Origin of the sequence: Pseudomonas sp. Irchel 3H3 (genome assembly GCF_900187635.1) — a bacterium.
Classification (GTDB): Bacteria; Pseudomonadota; Gammaproteobacteria; order Pseudomonadales; family Pseudomonadaceae; genus Aquipseudomonas.
In genome coordinates, this window is the sequence record NZ_FYEC01000001.1 from 551,629 (window position 1) to 577,454 (window position 25,826).

General features: G+C 60.0%; 30 protein-coding genes. 15 read left to right on the top strand and 15 right to left on the bottom strand.

Annotated elements, in window-relative coordinates; genetic code table 11:
• Positions 1-39 precede the first annotated feature (39 nt).
• Positions 40-597 (top strand): L-threonylcarbamoyladenylate synthase, encoded by a 558-nt coding sequence (locus tag CKW24_RS02560; protein WP_095165092.1) that lies wholly within the window; start codon positions 40-42, stop codon positions 595-597.
• Positions 598-698: 101 nt separating this feature from the next.
• Here CKW24_RS02560 and CKW24_RS02565 read toward each other — a convergent pair whose 3' ends face one another.
• Complete coding sequence (locus CKW24_RS02565) at positions 699-1,676, bottom strand: NADPH:quinone reductase (protein WP_095165093.1); 978 nt, start codon at positions 1,674-1,676, stop codon at positions 699-701.
• Positions 1,677-1,840: 164 nt separating this feature from the next.
• Here CKW24_RS02565 and hemF point away from each other — a divergent pair, with 164 nt between their 5' ends.
• Together hemF and aroE are read left to right on the top strand one after the other, a co-directional pair.
• Positions 1,841-2,758, top strand: a complete 918-nt coding sequence (gene hemF / locus CKW24_RS02570; RefSeq protein WP_095165094.1) for an oxygen-dependent coproporphyrinogen oxidase — start codon at positions 1,841-1,843, stop codon at positions 2,756-2,758.
• 85 nt (positions 2,759-2,843) lie between these two features.
• The gene (aroE, locus tag CKW24_RS02575) at positions 2,844-3,665 is read left to right on the top strand and encodes a shikimate dehydrogenase (RefSeq protein WP_095165095.1); all 822 of its coding nucleotides are present in this window, start codon (positions 2,844-2,846) and stop codon (positions 3,663-3,665) included.
• 1 nt (position 3,666) lies between these two features.
• Here the strand turns inward: aroE and CKW24_RS02580 are convergent, their stop codons facing one another.
• The 3 genes from CKW24_RS02580 to betC form a co-directional block, all read right to left on the bottom strand.
• The gene (locus CKW24_RS02580; protein WP_095165096.1) at positions 3,667-5,235 is read right to left on the bottom strand and encodes a SulP family inorganic anion transporter; all 1,569 of its coding nucleotides are present in this window, start codon (positions 5,233-5,235) and stop codon (positions 3,667-3,669) included.
• 90 nt (positions 5,236-5,325) lie between these two features.
• Positions 5,326-6,246 (bottom strand): choline ABC transporter substrate-binding protein, encoded by a 921-nt coding sequence (gene choX, locus CKW24_RS02585; RefSeq protein WP_095165097.1) that lies wholly within the window; start codon positions 6,244-6,246, stop codon positions 5,326-5,328.
• A gap of 15 nt (positions 6,247-6,261) precedes the next feature.
• Positions 6,262-7,776 (bottom strand): choline-sulfatase, encoded by a 1,515-nt coding sequence (gene betC / locus CKW24_RS02590; RefSeq protein ID WP_095165098.1) that lies wholly within the window; start codon positions 7,774-7,776, stop codon positions 6,262-6,264.
• A gap of 114 nt (positions 7,777-7,890) precedes the next feature.
• Between betC and CKW24_RS02595 the strand changes: the two genes are divergently transcribed.
• Positions 7,891-8,841: a LysR family transcriptional regulator gene (locus CKW24_RS02595; RefSeq protein WP_095165099.1), complete on the top strand. Its 951-nt coding sequence runs from the start codon at positions 7,891-7,893 to the stop codon at positions 8,839-8,841.
• 40 nt (positions 8,842-8,881) lie between these two features.
• Positions 8,882-9,208, top strand: a complete 327-nt coding sequence (locus tag CKW24_RS02600) for a DOPA 4,5-dioxygenase family protein (RefSeq protein WP_095165100.1) — start codon at positions 8,882-8,884, stop codon at positions 9,206-9,208.
• Between the two features lie 72 nt (positions 9,209-9,280).
• On the opposite strand, the gene trpA is transcribed toward CKW24_RS02600, so the two are convergent.
• A complete protein-coding gene (trpA, locus tag CKW24_RS02605; protein ID WP_095165101.1) occupies positions 9,281-10,093 on the bottom strand; it encodes a tryptophan synthase subunit alpha in 813 nt (270 codons plus the stop codon).
• Positions 10,093-11,313 (bottom strand): tryptophan synthase subunit beta, encoded by a 1,221-nt coding sequence (gene trpB, locus CKW24_RS02610; RefSeq protein WP_095165102.1) that lies wholly within the window; start codon positions 11,311-11,313, stop codon positions 10,093-10,095. The genes trpA and trpB overlap by 1 nt, the downstream gene beginning before the upstream one ends.
• A 112-nt stretch (positions 11,314-11,425) precedes the next feature.
• Here trpB and CKW24_RS02615 point away from each other — a divergent pair, with 112 nt between their 5' ends.
• Entirely contained in the window at positions 11,426-12,319 is an 894-nt protein-coding gene (locus tag CKW24_RS02615; RefSeq protein ID WP_095165103.1) for a LysR family transcriptional regulator, read from the top strand.
• On the opposite strand, the gene CKW24_RS02620 is transcribed toward CKW24_RS02615, so the two are convergent.
• Positions 12,316-12,642, bottom strand: coding sequence for a YqjD family protein (locus CKW24_RS02620; RefSeq protein ID WP_095165104.1), 327 nt, complete (start codon positions 12,640-12,642; stop codon positions 12,316-12,318). The genes CKW24_RS02615 and CKW24_RS02620 overlap by 4 nt on opposite strands.
• 153 nt (positions 12,643-12,795) lie before the next feature.
• Between CKW24_RS02620 and CKW24_RS02625 the strand changes: the two genes are divergently transcribed.
• Positions 12,796-13,011, top strand: a complete 216-nt coding sequence (locus CKW24_RS02625) for a dodecin (RefSeq protein WP_029290270.1) — start codon at positions 12,796-12,798, stop codon at positions 13,009-13,011.
• Positions 13,012-13,142: 131 nt separating this feature from the next.
• Positions 13,143-13,364: a DUF1161 domain-containing protein gene (locus tag CKW24_RS02630; protein ID WP_095165105.1), complete on the top strand. Its 222-nt coding sequence runs from the start codon at positions 13,143-13,145 to the stop codon at positions 13,362-13,364.
• A 68-nt stretch (positions 13,365-13,432) separates the two neighbouring features.
• Here the strand turns inward: CKW24_RS02630 and CKW24_RS02635 are convergent, their stop codons facing one another.
• A complete protein-coding gene (locus CKW24_RS02635; RefSeq protein WP_095165106.1) occupies positions 13,433-14,434 on the bottom strand; it encodes an LLM class flavin-dependent oxidoreductase in 1,002 nt (333 codons plus the stop codon).
• A 240-nt stretch (positions 14,435-14,674) separates the two neighbouring features.
• Between CKW24_RS02635 and CKW24_RS02640 the strand changes: the two genes are divergently transcribed.
• Together CKW24_RS02640 and CKW24_RS02645 are read left to right on the top strand one after the other, a co-directional pair.
• Positions 14,675-15,106, top strand: coding sequence for an OsmC family protein (locus tag CKW24_RS02640; RefSeq protein WP_095165107.1), 432 nt, complete (start codon positions 14,675-14,677; stop codon positions 15,104-15,106).
• A 184-nt stretch (positions 15,107-15,290) separates the two neighbouring features.
• Positions 15,291-15,524, top strand: coding sequence for a DUF1161 domain-containing protein (locus CKW24_RS02645; protein WP_095165108.1), 234 nt, complete (start codon positions 15,291-15,293; stop codon positions 15,522-15,524).
• 6 nt (positions 15,525-15,530) lie between these two features.
• On the opposite strand, the gene CKW24_RS02650 is transcribed toward CKW24_RS02645, so the two are convergent.
• Both CKW24_RS02650 and CKW24_RS02655 read right to left on the bottom strand, forming a co-directional pair.
• Positions 15,531-15,953 (bottom strand): hypothetical protein, encoded by a 423-nt coding sequence (locus tag CKW24_RS02650; protein WP_095165109.1) that lies wholly within the window; start codon positions 15,951-15,953, stop codon positions 15,531-15,533.
• Between the two features lie 40 nt (positions 15,954-15,993).
• Positions 15,994-16,410, bottom strand: a complete 417-nt coding sequence (locus CKW24_RS02655) for a hypothetical protein (RefSeq protein ID WP_095165111.1) — start codon at positions 16,408-16,410, stop codon at positions 15,994-15,996.
• Positions 16,411-16,469: 59 nt separating this feature from the next.
• On the opposite strand from CKW24_RS02655, the gene CKW24_RS02660 reads away from it, so the two are divergent.
• Positions 16,470-17,543 carry an aminopeptidase gene (locus CKW24_RS02660; protein WP_095165112.1) on the top strand — a complete coding sequence of 358 codons (1,074 nt, stop codon included), beginning with the start codon at positions 16,470-16,472 and terminating at the stop codon, positions 17,541-17,543.
• Positions 17,544-17,616: 73 nt separating this feature from the next.
• Here the strand turns inward: CKW24_RS02660 and CKW24_RS02665 are convergent, their stop codons facing one another.
• Together CKW24_RS02665 and CKW24_RS02670 are read right to left on the bottom strand one after the other, a co-directional pair.
• Entirely contained in the window at positions 17,617-18,270 is a 654-nt protein-coding gene (locus tag CKW24_RS02665) for an HAD family hydrolase (RefSeq protein WP_095165113.1), read from the bottom strand.
• Between the two features lie 19 nt (positions 18,271-18,289).
• Positions 18,290-18,835 (bottom strand): gamma carbonic anhydrase family protein, encoded by a 546-nt coding sequence (locus tag CKW24_RS02670; protein WP_095165114.1) that lies wholly within the window; start codon positions 18,833-18,835, stop codon positions 18,290-18,292.
• A gap of 62 nt (positions 18,836-18,897) precedes the next feature.
• On the opposite strand from CKW24_RS02670, the gene prlC reads away from it, so the two are divergent.
• Together prlC and CKW24_RS02680 are read left to right on the top strand one after the other, a co-directional pair.
• A complete protein-coding gene (gene prlC / locus CKW24_RS02675) occupies positions 18,898-20,976 on the top strand; it encodes an oligopeptidase A (RefSeq protein ID WP_174244558.1) in 2,079 nt (692 codons plus the stop codon).
• On the top strand, positions 20,973-21,263 hold the full coding sequence (locus CKW24_RS02680) for a YheV family putative zinc ribbon protein (RefSeq protein WP_095165115.1): 291 nt from the start codon (positions 20,973-20,975) through the stop codon (positions 21,261-21,263). Before prlC ends, CKW24_RS02680 begins: the two co-directional genes overlap by 4 nt.
• A 116-nt stretch (positions 21,264-21,379) precedes the next feature.
• Here the strand turns inward: CKW24_RS02680 and CKW24_RS02685 are convergent, their stop codons facing one another.
• Positions 21,380-21,685, bottom strand: coding sequence for a hypothetical protein (locus CKW24_RS02685; RefSeq protein ID WP_095165116.1), 306 nt, complete (start codon positions 21,683-21,685; stop codon positions 21,380-21,382).
• A 219-nt stretch (positions 21,686-21,904) separates the two neighbouring features.
• Between CKW24_RS02685 and CKW24_RS02690 the strand changes: the two genes are divergently transcribed.
• Positions 21,905-22,963 carry a PA0069 family radical SAM protein gene (locus tag CKW24_RS02690; RefSeq protein WP_095165117.1) on the top strand — a complete coding sequence of 353 codons (1,059 nt, stop codon included), beginning with the start codon at positions 21,905-21,907 and terminating at the stop codon, positions 22,961-22,963.
• A 300-nt stretch (positions 22,964-23,263) separates the two neighbouring features.
• Here CKW24_RS02690 and CKW24_RS02695 read toward each other — a convergent pair whose 3' ends face one another.
• Positions 23,264-23,830, bottom strand: a complete 567-nt coding sequence (locus tag CKW24_RS02695; RefSeq protein WP_095165118.1) for a hypothetical protein — start codon at positions 23,828-23,830, stop codon at positions 23,264-23,266.
• A gap of 366 nt (positions 23,831-24,196) precedes the next feature.
• Here CKW24_RS02695 and CKW24_RS02700 point away from each other — a divergent pair, with 366 nt between their 5' ends.
• On the top strand, positions 24,197-24,928 hold the full coding sequence (locus tag CKW24_RS02700) for a carbonic anhydrase (RefSeq protein WP_095165120.1): 732 nt from the start codon (positions 24,197-24,199) through the stop codon (positions 24,926-24,928).
• A gap of 205 nt (positions 24,929-25,133) precedes the next feature.
• Here CKW24_RS02700 and CKW24_RS02705 read toward each other — a convergent pair whose 3' ends face one another.
• Positions 25,134-25,784 (bottom strand): hypothetical protein, encoded by a 651-nt coding sequence (locus tag CKW24_RS02705; RefSeq protein WP_095165121.1) that lies wholly within the window; start codon positions 25,782-25,784, stop codon positions 25,134-25,136.
• Positions 25,785-25,826 lie beyond the last annotated feature (42 nt).

Below are 25,826 nucleotides of genomic sequence, written 5' to 3' on the forward strand. Positions count from 1 at the left end.
TGGGTAAACTGCGCACAGCCTTATTTTGGAGAGTCGGTCATGGTCAACAGTTGGCGTGTGCAACAAGCCGCACGAGGAATTCGCGCAGGGGCGGTGCTTGCCTATCCAACCGAAGCCGTCTGGGGCCTGGGGTGCGACCCCTGGGATGAAGAGGCGGTGTATCGCCTGTTGGCGATCAAGGGACGCTCGGTGGAAAAGGGCCTGATCCTGGTAGCCGACAATATTCGCCAGTTCGACTTCCTGTTCGATGACTTCCCGCAGTTGTGGCTCGATCGAATGGCCAGCACCTGGCCAGGGCCGAATACCTGGCTGGTGCCCCACCAGAACATGTTGCCGCAATGGATCACCGGGGTTCACGAAACCGTGGCCCTGCGCGTCAGCGATCACCCGCAGGTGCGCGATCTGTGTGCGTTGGTCGGGCCACTGGTGTCGACGTCCGCCAACCCTCAGGGACGGCCGGCGGCGCGCACGCGGATTCGCGTCGAGCAGTATTTCCGTGGGCAAGTCGACCTGGTGTTGGGCGGCCAACTCGGCGGGCGCAGGAACCCCAGCGTGATTCGCGACCTGGCGACCGGCCACGTGGTGCGTCCGGACTGAGATCGCGCTGCTGCGGTTCGCTGCAGGAGCAAAGCTTGCTCGCGTACGCCACCTTCGCGAGCAAGCCGCCAGCGAAGACCTCCTGTCTGAGGCAATAACTCTCAGGGCAGCAGAATGGTCGAGCCAGTGGTACGTCGAGCCGACAGCTCGGTCTGGGCCTTCGCCGCTTCAGCCAGCGAGTAACGTTGGCTGATATCAACCCGCAACTGACCACTGATGATCATCTCGAACAGCTCATCGGCCATGCGTTGCAGGTTCTCTGCATTGCTGGCGTAGGTCGCCAGGGTCGGTCGGGTGACGTAAAGCGAACCCTTGGCCGAGAGAATTCCCAGGTTCACCCCGTCCACCGCCCCCGACGCATTGCCGAAACTCACCACCAGCCCACGGGGTGCAGTGCTGTCGAGGGAGGTCAGCCAGGTGTCTTTGCCGACGCCGTCGTAGACCACCGGGCACTTCTTGCCGTCAGTCAGTTCCAGTACCCGCTCTGCGACATTTTCATGGCTGTAGTCGATGGTCGCCCAGGCGCCGTTGGCCTTGGCCAGTGCGGCCTTTTCCGGTGAACTGACGGTGCCGATCAGCTTCACGCCCAGGGCCTTGGCCCATTGGCAGGCCAGCGAACCGACACCGCCGGCAGCGGCGTGGAACAGGATGGTTTCGCCAGCCTTGAGTTCATAGGTCTGACGCAGCAGGTATTGCACCGTCAGGCCTTTGAGCATTACACCGGCGGCCTGTTCGAAGCTGATGGCCTCGGGCAGATGCACCAGGTTGGCTTCCGGCAGTACGTGTACATCGCTGTAGGCCCCCAGTGGGCCGCTGCCATAGGCCACGCGGTCGCCGACCTTAAATCGGCTGACCTGGCTGCCGACGGCCTCGACCACGCCGGCACCCTCGGCGCCCAGGCCCGATGGCAAGGCTGGAGGCGCATACAGGCCACTGCGAAAATAGGTGTCGATGAAATTCAGGCCGATGGCCTTGTTGCTCACGCGCACCTGCTGCGGGCCCGGCTCGGCCGGCTGATAGTCCACATACTCAAGCACTTCGGGGCCGCCATGGGCACGGAACTGGATTCGTTTGGCCATCTGCACTCTCCTTGGGTGGTTTTGCGTCGGGTCCTATCGGACTCCTAAGCTTGATCTTCGTCAACTGTGGCAGGCCCGGGTGCAGTGTTATGCTACGCGCCCATTTGCGTCGGCCGCCGTTCTGATCGAGCGCCGCGTAGCTTTGCCCGATTCAAGGTGATGCCATGACTACCCGCACCGAAGCCGTTAAAGCCTACCTGCTCGACCTGCAAGACCGCATTTGTGCCGCGCTGGAAACAGAAGACGGCGGCACGCGCTTTGTCGAAGACGCCTGGACCCGGCCAGCCGGCGGTGGCGGACGGACGCGGGTGATCGAAAATGGCGCGGTGATCGAAAAAGGCGGCGTCAACTTTTCCCACGTGTTTGGCAGCGGCCTGCCGCCCTCGGCCAGCGCACACCGGCCGGAGTTGGCTGGACGCGGCTTCGAAGCCCTCGGCGTGTCACTGGTCATCCACCCGCACAACCCTCACGTGCCGACGTCCCACGCCAACGTGCGCTTTTTCATCGCGGAAAAACCCGGTGAAGAGCCGGTGTGGTGGTTCGGTGGCGGCTTCGACCTGACCCCTTACTACGGCAATGAAGAAGACTGCGTGCATTGGCACCGTGTCGCCGCCCAGGCCTGCGCGCCATTCGGGCCGGATGTCTACAGCCGTTACAAGGCGTGGTGCGACAGTTATTTCCACATCAAGCATCGCAACGAGCCCCGGGGTATCGGCGGCCTGTTTTTCGATGACCTGAACGAGTGGGATTTCGACACCTGCTTCGCGTTCATCCGCGCCATCGGCGATGCCTACATCGAGGCCTACCTGCCGATCGTGCAGCGCCGCAAGGCCCAGGCCTACACCGAGCAACAGCGTGAATTCCAGGAATTCCGCCGTGGTCGCTACGTCGAGTTCAACCTGGTCTACGACCGTGGCACGCTGTTCGGCCTGCAGTCGGGCGGGCGTACCGAGTCGATCCTCATGTCGCTGCCACCGCAAGTGCGCTGGGCCTACGACTGGAAGGCCGAGCCGGGTAGTGAAGAAGCGCGCCTGACGGAGTACTTCCTGCAAGACCGCGATTGGCTGGCGGGCTCGGCCTGATCCGCAGGCGCCGGATAGCCGGCACACAACGCTAAGTGGTTGAGCACAAAAGCGCCTTCAGGGGCGCGCTCCAAGAGGGTTTGAGATGGATCAGTACGTCGTTTTCGGTAACCCGATTGGCCACAGCAAGTCGCCGTTGATCCATCGCCTGTTTGCCCAGCAGACGGCACAGCAACTGGACTACAACACCCTGCTGGCACCGCTCGATGATTTTTCCGGCTGTGCCACGGCATTTTTCGCTGAAGGGCGCGGGGCCAATGTCACGGTGCCTTTCAAGGAAGAGGCCTACCGCCTGGCCAGCCAACTGACGGCCCGTGCGCAACGGGCCGGGGCGGTCAATACCCTGAGCAAGTTGGCCGACGGCAGCCTGTTGGGTGACAACACCGATGGCGCCGGGCTCGTTCGAGACCTGACGGTCAATGCCGGATTCAGCCTGCACGGCAAACGCATCCTGTTGCTCGGCGCCGGTGGCGCGGTGCGCGGTGCGCTGGAGCCGTTGTTGGCCGAGCATCCGGCCTCAGTGATCATCGCCAATCGCACGGTGGAAAAAGCCGAGCTGCTGGCCGAGCTGTTCGCCGATCTGGGCCCGGTCTCGGCCAGCGGCTTCGATTGGCTGCGCGAGCCAGTGGACCTGATCATCAACGCCACGTCGGCCAGCCTGTCAGGCGATGTACCGCCGATCGCCAGTAGCCTGATCGAACCCGGCAAGACCCTGTGCTACGACATGATGTACGGCAAGGAGCCAACATCCTTCTGCCGCTGGGCCAGTGCCCATGGCGCCGTCATGGCACTGGACGGCCTGGGCATGCTCGCCGAACAGGCCGCCGAAGCCTTCTTCCTGTGGCGCGGGGTGCGTCCGGACACTGCACCAGTGTTGGCTGAACTGCGCCGGCAATTGGCGCTGTAGTTCAATCCTCGAAGCGGATCGGGCATTTCTCCGCGCCTTCGAGTTTGCGCAACTCTTCGACCACATGCCCTCGCGCCCGACGCAAGGTCAGGCTGCGGTCCTGCCTGAGCAGGCGGCGGGCTTCCTGGTGGAGCATTTCCACACCGGAATAGTCGATGAAGTTGATGTATTGCGCCTCAATCACCACCGCCAGGCCCTGGGTGCGCTGCAGGCGCACTTGCAGGTAATGGCTGGCGCCGAAAAAGATCGAACCGCCGACCCGCAGAATCTCTTCATCGCCCTCACGCCATTGCTGCACGCGGGGCTGTGAGGTGCGCTTGAGGTAGAAGAACAGCGAGGCCAGCACACCGGCGTAGATTGCCGTTTGCAGCTCCAACAGCAGCGTGGCGACGCAGGTCAGCGCCATCACCGCAAACTCGGCCCGGCTGACCCGAAACAGCGCCCGAATGCCGCGGTGGTCCACCAGGCCCCAGCAAATCAACAGAATGCTGCCGGCCATGGCAGGGATCGGGATGTGCGCGATGAGTTTTGCTCCGGCCAGTGCAAACAGGGCTACCCACAGCGCCGAGAACACGCCCGCCAGCGGTGAGCAGGCCCCGGCTTCATAACTCAAGCCGGAGCGGGTGAAGGAGCCGGCCGACAGTGAGCCGGAGAAAAAACTGCCGACGATGTTGGAAAAGCCCTGGGCGCGGACTTCCTGATTGGCGTCGAGCAACTGTTGCGAGCGTGTCGACAGCGAGCGGGCAATCGACAGGCTGGTGACCAGCCCCAGCATGCCGACCGCCACGGCACTGGGCAGCAGGCGCAGGATCAGGTCCAGATCCAGGGGCAAGGGGCTGAACGGTGGCAGTCGCCCGACAAACGCGCTGACCAGTTGCACATGACCGAACCACGAGGGCCACAGCCAGACCACCAGGCTGCTCAGTACCAGGGTGATCAACAGGCTCGGCCAGCGCGGCAGGCACAGCTTCAGAGCGACACCCAGCGCCAATGTGCCGAGGCCCAGTGCCAACGAAGGTTTGTCCAGCTCATGCAGATGGCTGGCCAGCGACACCAGGCTGTCGAGTGCCGTGGCCTGGCTGGGCAGGTCCAGCCCCAGCAAGTTTGGTAGTTGCCCGAGGGCGATGACCACCGCGGCACCGAGGGTGAAGCCCAGCACCACCGAATGCGAGACGAAGTTCACCAGGGCGCCGAACCGCAGCAGGCCGAGCAGCCACTGGAACACCCCCGCGAGGAAAGTCAGCAACAGGATCAGGGTGACGTAGTCCTGGGAACCGGGCACGGCCAGCGGGCTGACACTGGCGTACAGGACGATGGAGATGGCCGCCGTAGGGCCGCAGATCAGATGCCAGGAGGAGCCCCAGAGGCAGGCGATCAGCACCGGGATGATGGCGGCGTACAAGCCGTACTCCGGCGGCAGGCCGGCAATCAGTGCGTAGGCAATCGATTGTGGCAGCGCCAGAATCGCCCCGCTCAGCCCGACGACAAGATCGCGGCCGACGCTGGCGCGGGTCTGCCGGGGCAGCCAGCGGAGAAAGGGAAAGAGCGAATGGCGGCTGGGGAGTGCCATGAATCCTCGCGAATGGGCTTTTGCCAAAGAGTATCAGGGCAAAGGTGATTGTTCCCCCGTGTGTGCAGGAACAATCCCGTGGGCCAGTGCTTAGAGCTTGGCCTTGACCGCCGGCAATGCCTCTTTGCCGTCTGCCGTTTGCACCCCGTCCAGCCACTTGTCCAGCACCGCCGGGTTGGCCTTGAGCCAAGCCTTGGCGGCCTCGGTGTTGCTGACCTTGTTGTTCAGCACCTCGGCCATGATGCTGTTTTCCATGTCCAGGGTGAAGCTCAGGTTGCTCAGCAGTTTGCCGACGTTCGGGCAGGCTTGGGCATAACCCTTGCGGGTCAGGGTGTGGACACTGCCGGTGTCGCCGAAGTACTTCTCACCGCCCTTGAGGTAGCGCATTTTCAGCTGCACGTTCATCGGGTGTGGAGTCCAGCCGAGGAAAGTCACGAACTTGTGTTTCTTCACTGCGCGCGAGACTTCCGCGAGCATCGCCTGCTCACTGGACTCCACCAGCTTCCATTGGCCCAGGTCGAAGTCGTTTTTCTTGATGATGTCCTGCAACGAGAGGTTGGCCGGTGCACCGGAGCCGATGCCGTAGATTTTCTTGTCGAACTGCTCGGCGTACTTGTTCAGGTCGGCGAAGTCATGCACGCCGGCCTCCCAGACGTAGTCCGGAACTGCCAGGGTGAACTCGGTGCCGTCGAGGTTCTTCGCCAGTTGGGTGACCTCGCCGCTGGCCACGAACTTGTCATAGAAGCCCTGCTGGGCTGGCATCCAGTTACCGAGGAAGACATCGACCTGACCGTCCTTGAGGCCACCAAAGATGATCGGCACCGCCAGGGTATCGATCTTGGCCTTGTACCCCATGCCCTCAAGCAGCACGCTGGTGATCGCGTTGGTCGCGGCGATGTCGCTCCAGCCGGGGTCGGCCATCTTCACGGTGTCGCAACGTTGCTCGGCCCAGGCCGAAACACTGCCAAGCATCAGTAACCCGGCGGTCACTACTGTGGATAACCTTTGCATGCGCTTCCCCTTACATTATTGGTTTTGGCAGGGTTGTGGATAACGAGCCTTGCGCTCCAGATCATCGAGGTCGATGTGGTTGCGCATGTACTGCTGGCTGGCGTCGACCAGTGGCTGGTGGTCCCAGCTCTTCAGGTGGCCAAGGCGCAGTGCGTCAGCCACGAATCGCCGGCGGCGCTGGCTGGCCAGGACCTGCTGGTGAATCGCCGGGATATCCCACTTGGCGCGAGCTTCGGCAAGAAAGGCGGCGTAAACCGGTTGATGCTGAGGCGAGTGACTGAGCTCTTCCTGTTCGCGAGGGTCGTTGCGTACATCGAACAACAGGCAGGGGTCGTCTTCACTGTAGATAAATTTGTAGGGCCCCCGGCGGATCATCATCAACGGGCTGACGGTGCCTTCGGCCATGTACTCACCAAACACTTCATCGTGGCCGCCCTGCCCTTGCAGGTGGGGCAACAGCGAGCGGCCGTCCAGTGGCAGGCCAGGCTGCAGCTCGCCACCGGCCAGGGCGACGAAGGTCGGGAGCAGGTCGGCGGTGGACACGGCGGCACTGACGCGTCCGGCCGCGAACTGGCCAGGCGCATAGACCAGCAGCGGCACCCGGGCGGCCATTTCGAACCAGTGCATTTTGTACCAGAGGCCACGCTCGCCGAGCATGTCGCCGTGGTCGCCGGAAAACACGATGATGGTGTCGTCGCTCAGCCCGGTGTCTTCGAGGGTCTGCAGGAGTTTGCCGACGTTGGCATCGATGTAACTGCATGCGCCGAAATAGGCTCGGCGGGCATCACGGATCTTGTCCACGGGCAGTGGCTTGTTCCACAGGTCGTAGACCTTGAGCAGGCGTTGGGAATGTGGATCGAGGTCGGCCTGCGCCGGGGTCGCCGGCAGCGGGATGTCCTGGTCGTCATACAGATCCCAGAATGCCTTGGGAATGGTGTACGGGTCGTGTGGGTGGGTCATCGACACCGTTAGGCAAAACGGTTGGTCGCCGTCTTCGCGGATGTGATCGAACAGGTACTGCTGGGCCTTGAAGACCACCTCTTCATCGAAGTCCAGCTGGTTGGTGCGCACGCAAGGTCCGGCCTGCAGGACTGAGGACATGTTGTGATACCAACTCGGGCGCACATCCGGTTCATCCCAGTTGACTGCCCAACCGTAATCGGCCGGGTAGATGTCGCTGGTCAGCCGTTCTTCATAGCCATGCAGTTGGTCCGGGCCGCAGAAGTGCATCTTGCCGGACAGGGCGGTGCGATAGCCGAGGCGACGCAGGTAGTGGGCATAGGTCGGCACATCGGCGGGAAAGTCTGCGGCGTTGTCGTAGGCGCCGATCTTGCTCGGCAACTGGCCACTGACCAGGGTGAAGCGCGAGGGTGCGCATAACGGGCTGTTGCAGTACGCAGCGTCGAATACCACGCCCTTGTCCGCCAGTCGGCTCAGGTTGGGCAGCTTGATCGGTGAAGCGCCGTAGAACGGCAGCAAGGGCGCGGCCATTTGGTCGGCCATGATGAAAAGAATGTTCTTGCGCTTCATGTGATAGCGGCATTCCATAGTGGGCAGTTATGCGAAAGTGCTGTGATCGAGAATGTAGCCCGTGCTCTTCGCGGTAAAGCCCATGTCCGGCAATGACTAGGATAAGCCCACCTTATGTATGACGCCCTTGGTGAACTCTCCCTGGACCTGTTGCGCACCTTTGAAGCGGCGGCGCGCCATGGCAGTTTCACCGCCGCCGCAGTGGAGTTGGGCACCACCCAACCTGCTGTCAGCCAACAGCTCAAGCGGTTGGAGGAGCAACTGGCAACACGCTTGTTCGACCGCATCTACCGGGGCATCGAGCTGACCGAAGCCGGGTCGATCCTGTTCGAGCAGGTGCAGAGCGGCCTGCAGAGTATCGAGGCCGGGTTGAGCGCGATCAGTGCCCAGCACCAGCATGAGGTGTTGCAGGTGGCCACCGATTTCGCCTTCGCCGCTTACTGGCTGATGCCGCGTCTGCATCGCTTTCACGAGGCCAACCCCCGGGTGGATGTCAGCCTGGTGACCAGCGAACGTAATCACAACATGTTGCGTCCCGACATCGATGTGGCCGTGCTGTTCGGCGAAGGGCGCTTCAAACAGGGTGAAAGTCACTGGTTGTTCAGCGAGGAAGTGTTCCCGGTGTGCAGCCCGCAGCTGCTCAAGGAGCGGCTCGCGCCCCTGCCCGCCCACGCTTTGCTGGAGTTACCGCTATTGCATCTGCGGGGCGAGAACAGCAGCCATTGGTTCGACTGGAGCGGTGTATTCCGCAGCCTGGGTATCGCCACCCCGCCGACGCCTGGGCAATTGCGGTTTGATAATTACACCCTGTTGATTCAGGCGGCGATTGGCGGTCAGGGCGTGGCCATCGGTTGGCGGCACTTGGTCGATGACCTGCTGGCGCAGGGGCTTTTGGTGCGGCCGATTGCCGAGACGGCGATCTCGGGGTTCGGCTACTACGTGGTGCTGCCCCAGCGCAAACGCCGCAGTGCGCTGATCCAGCAGTTCGTCGACTGGCTGATGAGTGAACAGGCCAGCAGCGCTGAGTCGCTGGCAGGATTGGCCCTGCCGTCCATTGCGGTGTAGCGTTGCCCTTGGGACCTGGATTGGGCAAGACGAGAGCACTATGCAACGGATCAAGGGCTACCACGCCCATGTTTACTTCGACGCGAGCACCCTGGCTCAGGCGCGGGCGCTGTGTGAAGAGGCTGCCCTGCTATTTCCCCTGCAAATGGGTCGAGTCCACGAACGCCCGGTGGGGCCGCACCCGGACTGGAGCTGCCAGTTGGCCTTTGGGCCGGAATTGATCGGCGTGGTGCTGCCGTGGCTGGCGCTGCATCGCAACGGACTGGTGGTGTTCCTGCATCCCGAGACCGGGGATGAGCTGGCCGATCACACGGACCACGCGATCTGGATGGGGGCGATCCGGCCGCTGGACCTGTCGATTTTTTGAGGGGTGGGCTGGCGCCAGAAAAAAAGGGCCCGGAACATGGTTCCGGGCCCTTGGCTGTTACGGGATCAAGACTTAGCCAACGCGAGCGTTGCGCACACCTTCAGACAGCGCCGCACACAGGCTCAGCACACCATCAATGGCCTGGTCCGGCGTGGTGGCATTGGCGATATGGTCGATCAATGCCGAACCCACCACCACCCCATCTGCCAAGCGGGCAATCGCCGCTGCTTGCTCTGGCGTACGGATGCCGAAGCCGATGCTGATGGGTAGATCGGTGTGGCGACGCAAACGGGCCACCGCTTCTTCGACGTGCTCCAGGGTGGCAGCACCTGCACCCGTCACACCCGCCACCGAGACGTAGTAGACAAAACCGGAGCTGCCATTGAGTACGGTTGGCAGGCGTACGTCGTCGGTAGTCGGGGTGGTCAGGCGGATAAAGTCCAGGCCCGCGGCTTGGGCCGGATCGCACAATTCACCGTTATGTTCAGGTGGCAGATCGACCACGATCAGGCCATCCACCCCCGCTTCCTTGGCGTCCGCGATGAAGCGTGGAACACCGTAATAGTGAATAGGATTGAAGTACCCCATCAGTACCAGTGGTGTGTCGTTGTTGCTCGCCCGGAACTCGCGAACCATTTGCAGGGTTTTCGCCAGGTTCTGTTTGGCGCCCAGGGCCCGGATGTTCGCAAGCTGAATCGCCGGGCCATCGGCCATCGGATCGGTGAATGGCATGCCGAGCTCAATCACATCGGCACCGGCAGCCGGCAGCCCCTTGAGGATCGCCAGGGAGGTGTCGTAGCTGGGGTCGCCAGCAGTGACAAAGGTCACCAGGGCCGCACGGTTTTGCTCTTTGAGTTCGGCGAAACGGGTTTGCAGGCGGCTCATCAGTGTTTCTCCTGCTGAGAGTGTTCCATGTGGAACATTACGGTTTGCATGTCCTTATCACCACGACCAGACAGGTTGACCACCATCAGGTGATCCTTGGGCAAGGTCGGTGCGCGCTTGAACACTTCGGCCAGGGCGTGGGCGCTTTCCAGTGCCGGAATGATCCCTTCCAGGCGGCAGCACTTGTGAAACGCGTCGAGGGCTTCATCGTCGGTCACTGAGGTGTACTGGGCGCGACCGATGTCATGCAACCAGGCGTGCTCAGGGCCAATGCCCGGATAGTCGAGGCCAGCGGAAATCGAGTGGGCATCAATGATCTGGCCGTCGTCGTCCTGCAGCAGGAAGGTGCGATTGCCGTGGAGTACACCAGGTACCCCGCCGTTCAGGCTGGCGGCGTGCTTGCCGGTTTCGATGCCATGACCGGCCGCTTCAACCCCGATGATCTCGACGCTGGTCTCGTCGAGGAACGGATGGAACAGGCCCATGGCGTTGGAGCCACCGCCGATGCATGCCACCAGGCTGTCAGGCAGACGACCTTCCTGGGCTTGCAACTGGTCACGGGTTTCCTTGCCGATCACGGCCTGGAAGTCACGGACCATCGCCGGATAAGGATGCGGGCCGGCGACGGTGCCGATCAGGTAGAAGGTGTTGTCGACGTTGGTCACCCAGTCACGCAGGGCTTCGTTCATTGCGTCTTTCAGGGTGCCGGTGCCGGCCACTACCGGGATCACTTCGGCACCCAGCAGTTTCATGCGAAACACGTTGGCCTGTTGGCGCTCGATGTCGGTGGTGCCCATGTAGATCACGCACTCCAGACCAAAACGCGCGGCTACGGTGGCAGTGGCCACACCGTGCATGCCGGCGCCAGTCTCGGCGATGATGCGTTTTTTGCCCATGCGCCGTGCCAGCAGGATCTGGCCGATGCAGTTGTTGATCTTGTGTGCGCCGGTGTGGTTCAGCTCTTCACGCTTGAGGTAGATCTTGGCGCCGCCACAGAATTCGGTCAGGCGTTCGGCGAAGTACAGCGGGCTCGGACGTCCGACGTAATCGCGCTGGAAGTAGGCCAGTTCTTCTTTGAACGCCGGATCTTCCTTGGCCGCTTCGTATTCGCGGGCCAGGTCGAGGATCAACGGCATCAGGGTTTCGGCGACGTAGCGGCCACCGAACGCGCCAAACAGGCCGTTGGCGTCAGGGCCGTTGCGCAGATTAGTCTGGGTCATGGGGCGCTCCAGTTGAATGCGTGAAGTGACAATGGCGTTCACTCTACCCCTGACGTCGACGGCTGAAAACCGATAAGATCGCCACAACCTGTCAGGAAAACTCACAGATACCATGAGCCACGACCTGCCCCCTCTCAACGCCCTGCGCGCCTTCGAAGCCGCTGCCCGCCTGCACAGTGTCAGTCAGGCGGCGGAGCAATTGCACGTTACCCATGGAGCAGTCAGCCGGCAGCTGAAAGTGCTCGAGGAGCACTTGGGGGTGAGTCTGTTCGTCAAGGACGGACGCGGCCTGAAACTCACAGATGCCGGCGTACGCCTGCGCGATGCCAGCACTGAGGCATTCGAGCGCCTGCGCACGGTCTGCGGTGAGCTGACTCAGGGCCACGCCGAGGCGCCTTTTGTCCTGGGCTGCTCCGGTAGTCTGCTGGCTCGTTGGTTTATTCCGCGCCTGGGGCGGTTGAATGCCGATCTGCCGGATTTGCGCTTGCACCTGTCGGCCGGCGAAGGTGACCTGGATCCGCGTCGTCCGGGCCTGGATGCCTTGCTGGTATTCGCCGAGCCGCCATGGCCTGCGGATATGCAGGTGTATGAACTGACCAGCGAACGAATCGGCCCGGTGCTCAGCCCCCGCTTCTCCGGGTATGAGTCGCTGCGTGATGCGCCGGCCAGTGCCTTGCTCGAATTACCCTTGTTGCATACCACATCGCGACCGCAAGCCTGGCCCAGCTGGGCACAGCATAATCAACTCGACCCCGGGGCCTTGAAGTTCGGCCAGGGTTTCGAGCATTTGTATTACTTGCTGGAGGCGGCCGTGGCCGGGCTGGGTGTGGCGATTGCCCCACAGCCATTGGTGGCCGAGGACGTGAAGGCGGGTCGCCTGGTTGCGCCGTGGGGGTTTTCTCAAACCCCGGCGCAACTGGCGTTGTGGTTACCCAAGCGCGCCGCGGACGGACGCGCTCGGCAGCTGGCGCAGTGGCTCAAAAACGAGCTGCGCCAGGCAGATTAATCACCGCGTTTGCACAGCAGGTAGGCCGCCAGCAAACCCAGGGCCCCGACGGCTACACCCGCGGTGGTCCAGGGGTGTTCCTGCGCGTAATCGCGGGTCGCGATCCCGGTCTCACGGGTTTTCACTTTGACTTCTGTATAGGCATCGCTGAGCAGGCTGCGCGAGTGTTTCAGCGCGCTCTCGGCATTGCTTTTGAGGGACTTGAGGGTTTTCAGCGACTCGTCCGAGGCATCACTTTTCAGGCTTTCCAACGACTTGAGCAGACTCTCGATCTCGGCTTCCATGCTTTGCAATGAGGCTTTACGTAAAGAGGTGTTGGCCATGGTGGCTCTCCTGCATTGATTGAGTAGCGTGTGTTGGTTCCGACTCCAGCGGTTCGCGAAAGTGCAGAAAATATGAACCTTAGCAGCAGAAATGCCCACAGAAGAAATACCGAAAATCACTGCTAGGCTGTAGGAACACCCAAGGAGATCGCCATGACAGACCACCACACGTACAAGAAAGTCGAACTGGTTGGCTCCTCGCCCACCAGTATCGAGGACGCCATCAACAATGCCTTGGCTGAGGCCAGCAAAAGCATCAAGCACCTGGAATGGTTTGAGGTCACTGAAACCCGAGGCCACATCAAGGACGGCAAGGCTGCGCACTTCCAGGTGACGCTGAAGGTCGGGTTCCGGATTGCGAATAGCTGAAGATGAACTAGATTTCTGAACTTGTGAGCTGGCCGATTGCCATAGGGAGTGGCAAAGCGCTACTTAATCTGCGAGCGCTGATGCCTTGGGCTAAACGCTAATCCTATTGATCCGACCAGGGAATGTGACCGATGAAGAAGTTGATTCTGGCTATTGGTTTGCTGAGCATCGCAGGAACAACCCTTGCGGCCGGCAAGCCTTGTGAAGAACTGAAAGCGGAAATTGCAGCGAAACTCGATGCCAAGGGCGTGTCAGGTTATTCGTTGGAAATCGTCGACAAGGGCACTGCGGCTGACGGTAAAGTCGTAGGCACCTGTGAAGGTGGTTCCAAGGAAATCGTCTACAAGAAGTAGTTTGAATTCGCTGCAAGTGAAAAGCCGACGCTTTGGCGTCGGCTTTTTTATGGGCGCGGGGTAAGTGCTCAGCCTCTCATCACCTGCGCCAGCAGCTCGTAGGAGTGCAGGCGATCGGCGTGCTCGTACAGGTCACAGGTGAAGATCAATTCATCGGCCTGGGTCTGTTCGATCAGGACTTCCAGCTTGCCGCGAATTTTTGCCGGACTGCCGACCATGGCCAGCCCGAGGAAATCCCCGACTGCCTGTTTCTCATGGGGTAACCACAGGCCGTCCATGCTCTCGACGGGCGGGCGCTGAACCAGGCTTTGCCCACGCATCAGCGCGAGGATGCGCTGGTAGACCGACGTAGCCAGGTACTCGGCCTGCTCATCGGTGTCGGCGGCGACCAGTGGTACGCCGAGCATCACATAGGGCTTGTCGAGGACCGCTGATGGCTTGAAGTGATTGCGATAGACGCGAATCGCCTCGTGCATGTAGCGCGGTGCGAAATGCGAGGCAAAGGCGTAGGGCAAGCCGCGTTCGCCCGCCAGCTGTGCGCTGAACAGGCTGGAACCCAGGAGCCACACCGGGACGTTGGTGCCGGTACCGGGCATGGCGATGATGCGTTGGTCCGGTGTGCGGGGGCCGAGGTAGCGCACCAGTTCGGCGACGTCTTCGGGGAAGTCATCGGCGCTGCCGGAACGTTCGCGACGCAAGGCGCGAGCGGTCAGTTGATCGGAACCTGGGGCACGGCCCAGGCCGAGGTCGATCCGGCCCGGATAGAGGCTTTCCAGGGTGCCGAACTGTTCGGCGATCACCAGTGGCGCATGGTTGGGGAGCATTACCCCGCCGGAGCCGACACGAATACTCGACGTGCCGCCGGCCAGATAACCCAGCAACACCGAGGTGGCGGAGCTGGCAATGCCGTCCATGTTGTGGTGCTCGGCGACCCAGAAGCGGTTGTAACCCCATTTTTCGACGTGCTGCGCCAGGTCCAGCGAGTTGCGCAAGGATTGGGCCGGGCTGCCGTTCTCCCGTACGGGCACCAGGTCGAGGGTCGAGAACTTGATATCGGACAGTTGTTTCATAAGCCTGCGTCTCCAAGGGGTATGCAGGCTTTTCTCACTAACGAAAACCTGCCGAATGTATAAGCCTGTTCTATGCAATGTGGGCATATACCCGAGTTTCAATAGCTGACCGGAAAATGCCTACCAGATAAGCGGTTCTATCCGACAGGGTGAACTTTGTCCGGCCATCTATCCTCAGAACCCTTAGCTACCAAAAACCATCAAGGCGCGACTCTCGCGCCGGATCTTGAGGAGGCACACATGAGCATCAAGAAGAAAGCATCGGCACATTGGGAAGGTGACCTGAAAACCGGGATCGGCTCGATTTCCACGGAAACCGGGGTCCTCAGGGAAGCCCCCTACGGCTTCAAGGCGCGTTTCGAGGGTGGTAAAGGGACCAACCCCGAAGAACTGATCGGCGCAGCACATGCAGGCTGTTTCTCCATGGCCTTTTCGATGATTCTCGGCGACGCCGGCCTTAAGGCCGAGAGCATTGATACGCAGGCAGAGGTGACCCTGGATCAGGTCGACGGTGGTTTTGCGATTACCGCCGTGCACCTGATTCTCAAGGCAAAAATCCCCGGCGCCAGCCAGCAGCAATTTGACGAGTTGAGCAAAAAAGCCAAGGAAGGTTGCCCGGTGTCCAAGGTGCTGAACGCGACAATCACCCTGGATGGCACGCTCGTCAGTTGAACCTCTCCTCCCCCACATAGGAGTTGGCTTGCCAGCGAAACGGACCTGTCTGACACCACGAGTTGGCAGATTCGCCAACAAGCCGACTCCTACAAATCAGAACTCCCAGGGCGAAATTGTGGTCGAATAAATGACAGCAGCCCAAGCGCACACCCGTGCGCGCTGCTTCAAGGGAGCTTCAACCATGAAACGTTTTGCCTTGGCGGTTATCTGCGGTGCGCTGGCCACATCGGCCCTGGCGGCGCCAAAACCGTGCGAAGAACTCAAGGCCGAGATCGAAGCCAAGATCCAGGCCAACAACGTATCGTCCTATACGCTGGAAATTGTCAGCAATGATGACGTGCATGACCAGAACATGGTGGTCGGCACCTGCGAGGGCGGTAGCAAAAAAATCATCTATCAAAAGAACGACCGCTAAGACGCCTCAGGGCACGCAATTGACCTGACGTTCTTCGGCAACGAGCTGGCGCTGGGCGTTGTACAGCCGGGCGCTGGGGGTAAAGGCCAGTGAGCGGGCCTCGAGCCGGTAACGCTGGCCCGCTTCGAAATGCTCGTAAGGGATGGTCATGTAGCACAACCGCTCCTGCGGGTCGGTGTTCATGCCCATGCCACCGCCAAACACTTCAAAGTCAAAACGCACGGTCAGTTCATGGCTGCCCGGCGTGACCTGGAAAAAACGCCCATCACGCTGTGGTTGATTGTCCAGGCGCTCGGCCATCAGGACTTTTCCGCCGGGGGTTGGCATGGCGAAGTCGACCCAGGCCATGTTCGGATTGACATCCGGCAGGGGGCTGGCGGCGCACGCAGACAATGCGCCGAGGGCAAAGAACAGCAAATACCTGTGCATGATTCAGTTCCGGGTGGTCAGGCATTCAGCATAGCGCCGATCAGCTGCGCTGACAGCCCGCTGGTTGCGCCTGGCCAACCACTTTGCGCTGTTCGTCATAGAGTTTGGCCCAGGGACGGAAGCCAATGTTGCCAGCCTGCAACTGATAGCGCTGGCCAGCGTTGAAGTCGTTGAATTTCACGCTCAACTGACAATCTCGCCACAACGGCTCGGCGTCTGGGCCGATGTTGGTTGGATCGACGGTGAACTGATAACGCACCGTCAGTTCATGGCGGCCGGGCGGAACCTGGAAGTAGCGTTTGTCCACAGAGGCTTTGTCATCCACCTCCAGCGCTTGCAATGCAGTGTCTTCAGGGTGAGGTGCAAGGTCGATCCAGGCTTGCGTCGGGTCGGGTTGGGGCAATCCAGCACAGCCGGCCAGCATCAGCAGGCCTCCAGTCAGCAGTAACACGCGCATAGCGAAGCTCCAGTCAGGCGAGATAGTCTTGCGGGCAGACTCCCCAAGGATGATTCGATGTGATCAGGCTGCTTCCAAGCCATCGGTTACTTGATCGCGTTTTGCGCGTTTTGTTTCCGGCTATGATGTTTTTGTTGCTCAACGGTTGTGCCAGCGTCGATTACTACAGCCAGTTGGCCAGCGGTCAGTGGCAGTTGCTGCGGGCTCGCGAGCCGGTCAGCAAGGTGCTGGCTGACCCGGCAAGCGACGCGACATTGCGCGCGCACCTGGAGCAATCGCAAAAGGCTCGCGACTTCGCCAGCCAGCACCTGCACCTGCCGGACAACCTGAGCTATCGCCTCTACGCAGACCTAGGTCGCCCCTATGTGGTGTGGAATGTGTTCGTCACTGCGGAATTTTCCCTCAGCCCGCAGAACCATTGCTTCCCGATTGCCGGGTGCGTGGCCTACCGCGGGTACTACCGCCAGAGTGCGGCGCGGGGCGAGGCAGCCCTGCAGCGACTGCAGGGCATGGATGTCTCGATCAGTGGCGTGGAGGCCTATTCAACCTTGGGTTGGTTCAATGACCCGATCCTCAATTCGATGCTGGGCTGGGGCGACGAGCGCCTGGCCAGCCTGATTTTTCATGAGCTGGCGCATCAGCGTTTTTATCTGCAGGACGACACTGAGTTCAACGAGTCGTTTGCCACCTTCGTTGAGCAGCAAGGCACTCGGCAATGGAGCTTGGCCCGCGGGTTACCCCCGGCCATCGACGCCCGGGTGCGACAGCGCGAGCAGTTCACCCAGTTGCTGCTGGACTGTCGCACGCGCCTGGAGGCCCTGTACGCCCTGCCCTTGCCGAGTGGGCAGATGCGCCAGCGCAAAAACGCCGAGTTCGAGCGCTTGCGCAGCGACTACCGAACCCTACGTGACAGCCAATGGGCCGGCGATAAGCGTTACGACGCCTGGATCTACGCCCCCATGAACAACGCGCGTCTGCTGCCCTTCGGTCTGTACGAGCAATGGGTGCCGGCGTTTGCCCAGTTGTTCAGGCAGTCGGCGGGGGATTGGCAGAGGTTTTACGCCGCCGTCGAACAGTTAGGTGCGTTACCGGCGCAGCAGCGCAAGGCGGCCCTGAGGTCGTTGTCTGGCTGAGGGAAGCCATCGCGGGCAAGCCTCGCTCCAAGGGGGGCGCTTGTAGCATCAAGGCTTGCCCGCGATGACAATCTTAATCGTCGCGCAAAAACGCTTGATGCAACTGCGCCAGCGTTTCGAAGTAGTACGCTGGGTGCTCGGCGTTCAGTTCTTCAAGGCTGCCAAAGCCATAGCCCACCGCGGCGGCATCCAGGCCGTTGCGCTTGGCGCCGATCAGGTCGTGTTTACGATCGCCGATCATCAGGGTGCTGCTTGGGTCCAGCCCCTCCTCGGCCACCAGGTGGGCAATCAGTTCGACCTTGTCGGTGCGGGTGCCGTCCAGCTCACTGCCGTAGATCACCTTGAAGTGTCGGTCGAAATCGAAGTGGCGTGCGATCTCCCGGGCAAAGATCCAGGGTTTCGACGTTGCGATATACAGCTCTCGCCCCTGCCCGCTCAAGGTTTCCAGCAGTGGTGTGACGCCATCGAACACCCGATTTTCATAGAGCCCGGTGACTTTGAAGCGCTCACGGTAGAAGTTCACCGCGTCCCACGCCTTGGCCTCGTCGAAGGCGTAGAACTGCATGAAGGCCTGCAGCAAGGGCGGGCCGATGAAGTGTTCAAGTTTGCCGAGGTCCGGCTCATCGATCCCCAGTTTGCCCAAGGCGTACTGGATGGAACGGGTGATCCCTTCGCGCGGGTCGGTCAGGGTGCCATCAAGGTCGAATAAAACGCTTTGGTAATGCATGAAAATTCCCGAATGAGAGTCAGAGCTGGTCGTAGCCTTCGGCCAGATGCAGGTCTTTGAGCTTGACGTAGTTGGCCGCGCTGTAGGTAAAGAATGCGCGCTCCTTGTCGGTCAACGGCCGGGCCTGTTTTACCGGGCTGCCCACATACAGGAAGCCGCTGGCCAGGCGTTTACCTGGCGGCACCAGGCTTCCCGCGCCGATGATCACCTCGTCCTCGACCACGGCACCGTCCATCACAATGCTGCCCATGCCGATCAGAATCCGGTTGCCGACGGTGCAGCCGTGCAGCATGACTTTGTGGGCAATGGTCACGTCATCGCCGATCAGCAGCGGGAAACCGTCCGGGTTGAATGGTCCGGCGTGGGTGATGTGCAGTACGCAGGCGTCCTGCACGCTGGTGCGCTGGCCAATGCGGATGCGGTGCATGTCGCCGCGGATCACGGTCAGCGGCCAGACGGAGCTGTCGGCGCCTATTTCGACGTCGCCGATCACCACTGCCGAACCGTCGACAAACGCGCCATGGTCGAGCACGGGAGTGTGGTTCTGATACTTGCGAAGGGACACGATAGGCTCTCTCTCTGTTGCTGATAGCTGCGGTTGGCGTCGATTGTAATTAAGATGGGGCAATGTTTCTTCCAGCCAAGGTGCCAACCGTGAGCGTGAACAACCCTCTTTTGCAGTCCTACGACCTGCCGCCGTTCTCGGCGATCCGCGCCGAGCATGTACAACCGGCCATCGAACAGATACTCGCGGACAACCGCGCTGCCATTGCCGACCTCCTCAAGACCCAGGGCACTGAACCGACCTGGGCCGGCCTGGTGCTGGCGATGGATGAGCTCAACGACCGCCTGGGCGCCGCCTGGAGCCCGGTCAGCCACCTTAACGCGGTGTGCAACAGCGCCGAGTTGCGTGAAGCTTACGAGTCCTGCCTGCCAGCGCTGAGCGCCTACTCCACCGAGCTGGGGCAGAACCGTGAACTGTTCCAGGCCTTCGAAGCCCTGGCCAACAGCCCGCAGGCGGCCGGCTTTGATGTGGCGCAAAAAACCATCCTCGAACATTCCCTGCGGGACTTCCGCCTGTCGGGTATCGACCTGCCGGAGGCTGAGCAAAAGCGTTATGCCGAGGTGCAGAGCAAGCTGTCTGAACTGGGCAGCCGCTTTTCCAACCAGTTGCTCGATGCCACCCAGGCCTGGACCAAGCACATCACCGAGGAGGCCGCCCTCGCCGGCCTGACGGATTCGGCCAAGGCGCAAATGGCCGCCGCGGCGCAAGCCAAGGAGCTGGATGGCTGGTTGATCAGCCTGGAGTTTCCCAGCTACTTCGCGGTAATGACCTACGCCCATGACCGTGCATTGCGCGAAGAAGTCTACGCCGCCTACTGCACTCGTGCGTCGGACCAGGGTCCCAACGCCGGTCAGAACGATAACGGGCCGGTGATGGAAGAGATCCTCGACTTGCGTCAGGAACTGGCCCGGCTGCTGGGCTACAGCAGTTTCTCGGAACTGAGCCTGGCGACCAAAATGGCGGAGTCCAGCGATCAGGTCCTGAGCTTCCTGCGGGACCTGGCCAAGCGCAGCAAGCCGTTCGCCGCCCAGGATCTGGAGCAGTTGAAGGCCTATGCGGCCGAACAGGGCTGTGCTGACCTGCAAAGCTGGGACAGTGGTTTCTACGGGGAAAAACTCCGTGAGCAGCGTTACAGCGTCGCTCAAGAGGCGCTGCGCGCGTACTTCCCGATCGATAAAGTACTGGGCGGTCTGTTCGCTATCGTCCAGCGCCTGTACGGCATCGAGATCGCCGAGCAGACGGGGTTCGACACCTGGCATCCGGATGTTCGCCTATTCGAAATCAAGGAAAACGGCGAGCACGTTGGCCGCTTCTTCTTCGACCTGTACGCGCGCGCCAACAAGCGCGGTGGTGCCTGGATGGACGGTGCCCGCGACCGTCGTCGCACTGCCGAGGGTGTTCTGCAAAGCCCGGTAGCCAACCTGGTGTGTAACTTCACCCCGGCCGACAGTGGCAAGCCGGCGCTATTGACCCATGATGAAGTCACCACCCTGTTCCACGAGTTTGGCCACGGCTTGCATCACCTGCTGACCCGAGTCGAGCATGCGGGTGTATCCGGTATCAATGGTGTGGCCTGGGATGCGGTCGAGTTGCCGAGCCAGTTCATGGAGAACTGGTGCTGGGAGCCGGAAGGCCTGGCGCTGATTTCCGGTCACTATGAAACTGGCGAGCCACTGCCACAGGACTTGCTGCAGAAAATGCTCGCGGCGAAGAACTTCCAGTCGGGCCTGATGATGGTGCGTCAGTTGGAGTTTTCCCTGTTCGACTTCGAACTGCACGCCACCCACGGCGATGGTCGCAGCGTGCTGCAGGTGCTCGAAGGCGTGCGCGATGAGGTCTCGGTCATGCGTGCGCCGGCCTACAACCGCTTCCCCAACAGTTTCGCGCACATCTTTGCCGGTGGTTACGCCGCGGGTTACTACAGCTACAAATGGGCGGAAGTGCTGTCGGCTGACGCGTTCTCCAGATTTGAGGAGGAAGGTGTACTCAACGCTGCGACCGGTCGGGCCTTCCGTGAGGCGATCCTGGCGCGTGGAGGCTCCCAGGAGCCAATGGTGCTGTTCGTCGACTTCCGCGGACGTGCACCGTCGATTGACGCACTCTTGCGCCACAGCGGCCTGGATGAGGGCGCGGCAGCATGAGTGATGGGCCTGTGAGCATAACCAAGAAGCGCTTTATCGCTGGAGCAGTGTGCCCGGCGTGCAGCGAGCCGGACAAATTGATGATGTGGAGTGAAGACGACGTACCGCACCGCGAATGCGTGGCGTGCGGTTACTCGGACACACTCAATGAGCAGGGTCTGTCGGTTCCCAAGGAGTTGGGGACGCGGGTCAACACCGGTGCTGTGAAGGTGGCTGATACCAAGGTTCAGACTGTGCAGTTCTTTGTGAACCCGAAGTTGAAGAAAAAAACTGACGAGGCACAGTAACGGCAACTAACAAAGCCGGCTCTCTGAGAAGCCGGCTTTGTTCAGGCTAATGTGCTGATTTATGATCAGCCATTAACTTTAATCCACTTTAATGTCATTCGACTTATAAGTTCAATTCAAGGACTGGTAATACTGGCGTAGGCTTTTGCCAAGGCCAGGAGTTTTGCCTTGTCATCCTCATCGATATCACGGTCATCATCGACATCCTTGTTGATGTTGGCAATGCTGAACGACTGGCCGCCATCGTAGGAGGACGCAATAATTGTGGTGGAGTCCAGCAGCGCCTCGGTCGGCGCCTCGTTTTGTGGATCCCAGCCTGACTCTTTTAATGCAAACTGCATGGACACCAGGACTTCATTTGGATCGACCACAGTGGGACCCAGTTTTTGCAGAAAAATACCACGACGATTGAAGTACGACATTATTAAATCCTTTTAAATAATGATCAAAGTTATAAACGAGCTTCTGGATACTATCGAGGTGCACATGACGATCGCCACTTCATTGTTGTAACGCAGCATGTCGCCAAGTTCATTGTGTTGTTATAAGAGCGCTCATTAGCGTTGCGAAGGTGCCGAACGGCACTAGGCGGAGAATGGTTCGGGGTGTACTGTATATTCATACAGTCAAAGGGCTCCGCCATGAATTCGCCATTACCCCCGCGCGGTCGTGGTACCGCAACAAACCCGCACAACCGCTTCGCGTCGAGCTGCTCAGTCGCCGAAGACGATGGTTGGTACCAGGAAGTGCCGCTGACCCAAGGCACCGAGGTGCGCATTGAAACGGCGAAGACCATCATCACCCGCAACAACTCGCCAGACTTACCCTTCGACCGTTCGATCAATCCTTATCGGGGCTGTGAGCACGGTTGCATCTACTGTTACGCGCGGCCCAGCCATGCGTATTGGGACCTATCCCCCGGTCTGGATTTCGAGACCCGGCTGATTGCCAAAACCAACGCCGCCGATGTGCTTGAGGAGCAACTGTCCAAGCGTGGCTACCGGTGCGCGCCGATCAATCTCGGCTCAAATACCGACCCCTATCAGCCGATCGAGCGCGAACACCGAATTACCCGGCAAATTCTCCAGGTACTACTACGCTATCGGCATCCAGTGACGATTATCACCAAGGGGTCGCTGATCCTGCGCGATCTGGATCTGTTGACCGAATTGGCTTCGCAGCGGCTGGTGGCGGTGATGATCAGCCTGACCAGTCTGGACGATGAGCTCAAGCGCATTCTTGAACCGCGTACAGCGGCGCCCAAGGCACGATTGCGGGCCATCAGGGTGATGCGTGAGGCAGGTATTCCGGTGGGCGCGCTGTGCTCGCCAATGATTCCGATGATCAACGATAGCGAGTTGGAGAGTCTGCTGGCGGCTGCCCAGGCGGCTGGTGCCCAGAGTGCGGCCTACATGATGTTGCGCCTGCCATTGGAGGTCGCACCGCTCTTCGAGGAATGGCTGGCGGCGCATTACCCGCAACGAGCGGCGCATGTGCTGAGCCTGATCCGCCAGAGTCGTGGTGGCGAGTTGTACGACAGTCGCTTTGGCGCGCGAATGCGCGGTGAGGGGCCGTTCGCTGACTTGCTGGCACAACGGTTTGCCAAGGCCATGAAGCGGCTGGGGCTGAATCAGCGTGAGGGGTTCAACCTCGATTGCACGGCTTTTTGTCCTCCGGGTGCGCAGATGTCGTTGTTGTAGATAACGATTAGGCCTGTTTTATCGTGGTACGTAATATGCGTAACGGTACGTTATTGTCGGTTTTTTTGCTTGTGGCGCTTGTTGCCAGGTGGTCGATTCCGATTGAGATACGTATTACCAGCCGCTGGTTGCGCCAGCTTCGCTTAACCAGACCTTCGGCCAACTACTCAGGTATCAAGGGGGTGTCGGTAGACGGATAATGTACCGACGCCCCAGGTTGACCGTAACTCGCCAAGCCTGTCCTTGGTCTTGGATTACAGCACTGGGACGTCGGGTGCTCAGAGTTACTAGCGTAATTAATTAACTGGTAAACCAGCCTTGAATCCAGCCGCTAATATTATTGAAAGTCGACTTGATATCGGCGAAGGCGTTTTTAACCCACGTGATAGTTTCGGCTACAACTTTTGTAATGAAGGCATTGAGTTTTTCCGACATGATTCGGAACAGGCTGAAAATCATATCAGTTGTGGACATTATTGCTTTTTGTGCTTTCGGATGCCGCTCGCCGATTTCAATGGCCTTGTCGAAAATCCGGTCAATATTTTTTTCGGATTGATCTTTTTCGTAGGCGCGTCTTTCATTCATTTGCTGTTTGAATGTCGCAATGGCAGCTGCATCACCCGCAGCGTTGCTCAAGTTTTGGGCGTCGTTGGTAATGCTGAGTTCTACGCTCTGATTCTGGGTGGTAGCCAGCATTTTTGCTGTCGATTTCAGTTCTTCCAGTGCGATTGTTTCATCTGGGGAAACGTCATCTAGTTGGGTAGCATTGGGCATGGAGAAACTACGAGCGGGTTGTTGTTTGCCACCCGCCAACACGGATTTGTGGTGGGCGCGAAGTTTGTTCATGGTTTCGACAAAAGCAGTCATTGGGTTCATTCCTTTGAAGGTGTTTTTAGTTTTCAAGTGCTGGTGCACTTGCTGGTTAGATTAATGAGAATTTCAGAATAAAGTAGGCTTAAAGCCTTTCTTTTTGTTTCTTGAGCCAGGCATAAAAGTTGTTCGCTGCCCAGTCAGGATTAGGTGTTGCTGTTAATGTATTCGTAGCGATTGTTCGTGCCACAAGTGTTGAACTGTCGCATATGCTGCTCAATTGCCTTTGTTCAGTCTCAATTAAGTCCGAGGGTTATTGCGGTGTCTGGCTTGTTCTTTGTGGGTGACGCCACCGTCGTTTGCATTGCACCTGAGTGATGTAAACTCTGGGGCACCCCCCTAATGTGCCAACGAGGATGAGTGATGAGTGACAAAGACAAGCCACCGTTGGCTGCATCGGCTTCAGCCCTTCCAGAGGCTGAAAGCGCCGAAGCAGCGCTGCAGCACATTGTTGACGGCTTTCTGCATTTTCATCATGAGGTCTTCCCGCAACAGGAAGAACTCTTCAAGAAGCTCGCTACGGCCCAGCGGCCACGGGCAATGTTTATCGCGTGTGCCGATTCGCGAATCGTCCCTGAACTCATCACGCAAAGCGCGCCAGGCGACCTGTTCGTCACGCGCAATGTGGGCAACGTCGTCCCGCCTTACGGGCAAATGAATGGCGGTGTTTCTACGGCCATCGAATACGCCGTGCTGGCGCTGGGTGTTCAGCACATCATCATTTGCGGGCACTCCGATTGCGGCGCCATGCGGGCGGTCCTCAACCCGCAGAGCCTGGAAAAGATGCCCACGGTCAAAGCCTGGCTAGTTCATGCGGAAGTCGCCAAAAGCATGGTCCAGGACAACTGTCAGTGCGCCACCGAACACGAAAGCATGCAGGTGCTGACCGAAGAAAACGTGATCGCCCAGCTGCAGCATTTGCGTACTCACCCCTCAGTGGCTTCGCGCATGGCCAACGGTCAGTTGTTCATCCATGGCTGGGTCTACAGTATCGAATCCAGTGAAATAAAAGCCTACGACGCGGACAAGGGCTGCTTCTTGCCTTTGGACGGTAGCCTTCCGATCCCCATGGCGACGCCCAAGGCGCGCTTCTAGATCTTGCGTGGCTGGTCGGGGCGGCTGAAAAAGCGTGCAGGCTTCGCCATACCGAATCAATCCGGGGAAGGCTCATGGAGGGGGCGACTGAAAGCGCTTCAGCCAAGGAAGCTGCTGGCTTGCAGGGTGATGTTTCTGGCTGAGGTTCAGCCGGTCAAAGTCCTTGTGGGAGTAAGCAAGGCTACTCCCACAAGTGTTGGAGGGGTCAGGCGGCTGGTTGATCCAGCTCCAGGCCCACACCCAGTTGGCGCGACAGGCACGGCCAGCGTTTCCAGGCGGCACCGGTGTCCGGGCTGTTGAGTTTTTCCCGATAGGCTTCGACGGACTCCAGGGCGAAGCTGTCTTCGTTGAGCATTTCGTCAACGGCGTGATGAACCGCCTCATCCAGTTGATTGGCGAAGTCTTCGCCGATCAGTTGGTGGGCAATCAGGTTGGCGACAGTCATGTCCAAGGGGATCAGTGGCTGGCCGAAATGTTTGATGTAGAGGTCGTTCACTTCTTCTACCAGGCGATGGGCCAGGTAGGCTTCGTCCAGCAGGCTGTCCAGGCCTACGTGGCCGTTCATGATTGCCGGCGGTTGGAGGAAGAACTGCTCGGCGATCTTCAGGACCGGCTTGATCTGTGATTCGATCCCGGCTTCGCGCGCGACTTCGTTGGCAGCGTCGAGCAGGTCCGGGACCTGGTCGATGTAGGCGGCCACAAAACGGGTCATCACGCCCTTGGCGTCGACGTCCGGCAATTGGATAGCGGCATGCAGGTGGGGCAATTGGACTTCCAGCTGACGGGTCAGCTGACCGGTTTCGGACTCATGTAAATGGGCACGTTGAATCTGCTCGCGCAATGCGGCGGTGTTCATGAAAACTCCAGGAAACGAAGGCAAGGAAATAGGGGAAGACAT

What these genes read in the sequence shown, in the direction of transcription:
- CKW24_RS02560 (WP_095165092.1), top strand. Translation starts at nt 40, where the DNA reads ATGGTCAACAGTTGGCGTGTGCAACAAGCCGCACGAGGAATTCGCGCA.
- CKW24_RS02565 (WP_095165093.1), bottom strand. Translation starts at nt 1,676, where the DNA reads ATGGCCAAACGAATCCAGTTCCGTGCCCATGGCGGCCCCGAAGTGCTT.
- hemF (WP_095165094.1), top strand. Translation starts at nt 1,841, where the DNA reads ATGACTACCCGCACCGAAGCCGTTAAAGCCTACCTGCTCGACCTGCAA.
- aroE (WP_095165095.1), top strand. Translation starts at nt 2,844, where the DNA reads ATGGATCAGTACGTCGTTTTCGGTAACCCGATTGGCCACAGCAAGTCG.
- CKW24_RS02580 (WP_095165096.1), bottom strand. Translation starts at nt 5,235, where the DNA reads ATGGCACTCCCCAGCCGCCATTCGCTCTTTCCCTTTCTCCGCTGGCTG.
- choX (WP_095165097.1), bottom strand. Translation starts at nt 6,246, where the DNA reads ATGCAAAGGTTATCCACAGTAGTGACCGCCGGGTTACTGATGCTTGGC.
- betC (WP_095165098.1), bottom strand. Translation starts at nt 7,776, where the DNA reads ATGAAGCGCAAGAACATTCTTTTCATCATGGCCGACCAAATGGCCGCG.
- CKW24_RS02595 (WP_095165099.1), top strand. Translation starts at nt 7,891, where the DNA reads ATGTATGACGCCCTTGGTGAACTCTCCCTGGACCTGTTGCGCACCTTT.
- CKW24_RS02600 (WP_095165100.1), top strand. Translation starts at nt 8,882, where the DNA reads ATGCAACGGATCAAGGGCTACCACGCCCATGTTTACTTCGACGCGAGC.
- trpA (WP_095165101.1), bottom strand. Translation starts at nt 10,093, where the DNA reads ATGAGCCGCCTGCAAACCCGTTTCGCCGAACTCAAAGAGCAAAACCGT.
- trpB (WP_095165102.1), bottom strand. Translation starts at nt 11,313, where the DNA reads ATGACCCAGACTAATCTGCGCAACGGCCCTGACGCCAACGGCCTGTTT.
- CKW24_RS02615 (WP_095165103.1), top strand. Translation starts at nt 11,426, where the DNA reads ATGAGCCACGACCTGCCCCCTCTCAACGCCCTGCGCGCCTTCGAAGCC.
- CKW24_RS02620 (WP_095165104.1), bottom strand. Translation starts at nt 12,642, where the DNA reads ATGGCCAACACCTCTTTACGTAAAGCCTCATTGCAAAGCATGGAAGCC.
- CKW24_RS02625 (WP_029290270.1), top strand. Translation starts at nt 12,796, where the DNA reads ATGACAGACCACCACACGTACAAGAAAGTCGAACTGGTTGGCTCCTCG.
- CKW24_RS02630 (WP_095165105.1), top strand. Translation starts at nt 13,143, where the DNA reads ATGAAGAAGTTGATTCTGGCTATTGGTTTGCTGAGCATCGCAGGAACA.
- CKW24_RS02635 (WP_095165106.1), bottom strand. Translation starts at nt 14,434, where the DNA reads ATGAAACAACTGTCCGATATCAAGTTCTCGACCCTCGACCTGGTGCCC.
- CKW24_RS02640 (WP_095165107.1), top strand. Translation starts at nt 14,675, where the DNA reads ATGAGCATCAAGAAGAAAGCATCGGCACATTGGGAAGGTGACCTGAAA.
- CKW24_RS02645 (WP_095165108.1), top strand. Translation starts at nt 15,291, where the DNA reads ATGAAACGTTTTGCCTTGGCGGTTATCTGCGGTGCGCTGGCCACATCG.
- CKW24_RS02650 (WP_095165109.1), bottom strand. Translation starts at nt 15,953, where the DNA reads ATGCACAGGTATTTGCTGTTCTTTGCCCTCGGCGCATTGTCTGCGTGC.
- CKW24_RS02655 (WP_095165111.1), bottom strand. Translation starts at nt 16,410, where the DNA reads ATGCGCGTGTTACTGCTGACTGGAGGCCTGCTGATGCTGGCCGGCTGT.
- CKW24_RS02665 (WP_095165113.1), bottom strand. Translation starts at nt 18,270, where the DNA reads ATGCATTACCAAAGCGTTTTATTCGACCTTGATGGCACCCTGACCGAC.
- prlC (WP_174244558.1), top strand. Translation starts at nt 18,898, where the DNA reads ATGTTTCTTCCAGCCAAGGTGCCAACCGTGAGCGTGAACAACCCTCTT.
- CKW24_RS02680 (WP_095165115.1), top strand. Translation starts at nt 20,973, where the DNA reads ATGAGTGATGGGCCTGTGAGCATAACCAAGAAGCGCTTTATCGCTGGA.
- CKW24_RS02685 (WP_095165116.1), bottom strand. Translation starts at nt 21,685, where the DNA reads ATGTCGTACTTCAATCGTCGTGGTATTTTTCTGCAAAAACTGGGTCCC.
- CKW24_RS02690 (WP_095165117.1), top strand. Translation starts at nt 21,905, where the DNA reads ATGAATTCGCCATTACCCCCGCGCGGTCGTGGTACCGCAACAAACCCG.
- CKW24_RS02695 (WP_095165118.1), bottom strand. Translation starts at nt 23,830, where the DNA reads ATGACTGCTTTTGTCGAAACCATGAACAAACTTCGCGCCCACCACAAA.
- CKW24_RS02700 (WP_095165120.1), top strand. Translation starts at nt 24,197, where the DNA reads ATGAGTGACAAAGACAAGCCACCGTTGGCTGCATCGGCTTCAGCCCTT.
- CKW24_RS02705 (WP_095165121.1), bottom strand. Translation starts at nt 25,784, where the DNA reads ATGAACACCGCCGCATTGCGCGAGCAGATTCAACGTGCCCATTTACAT.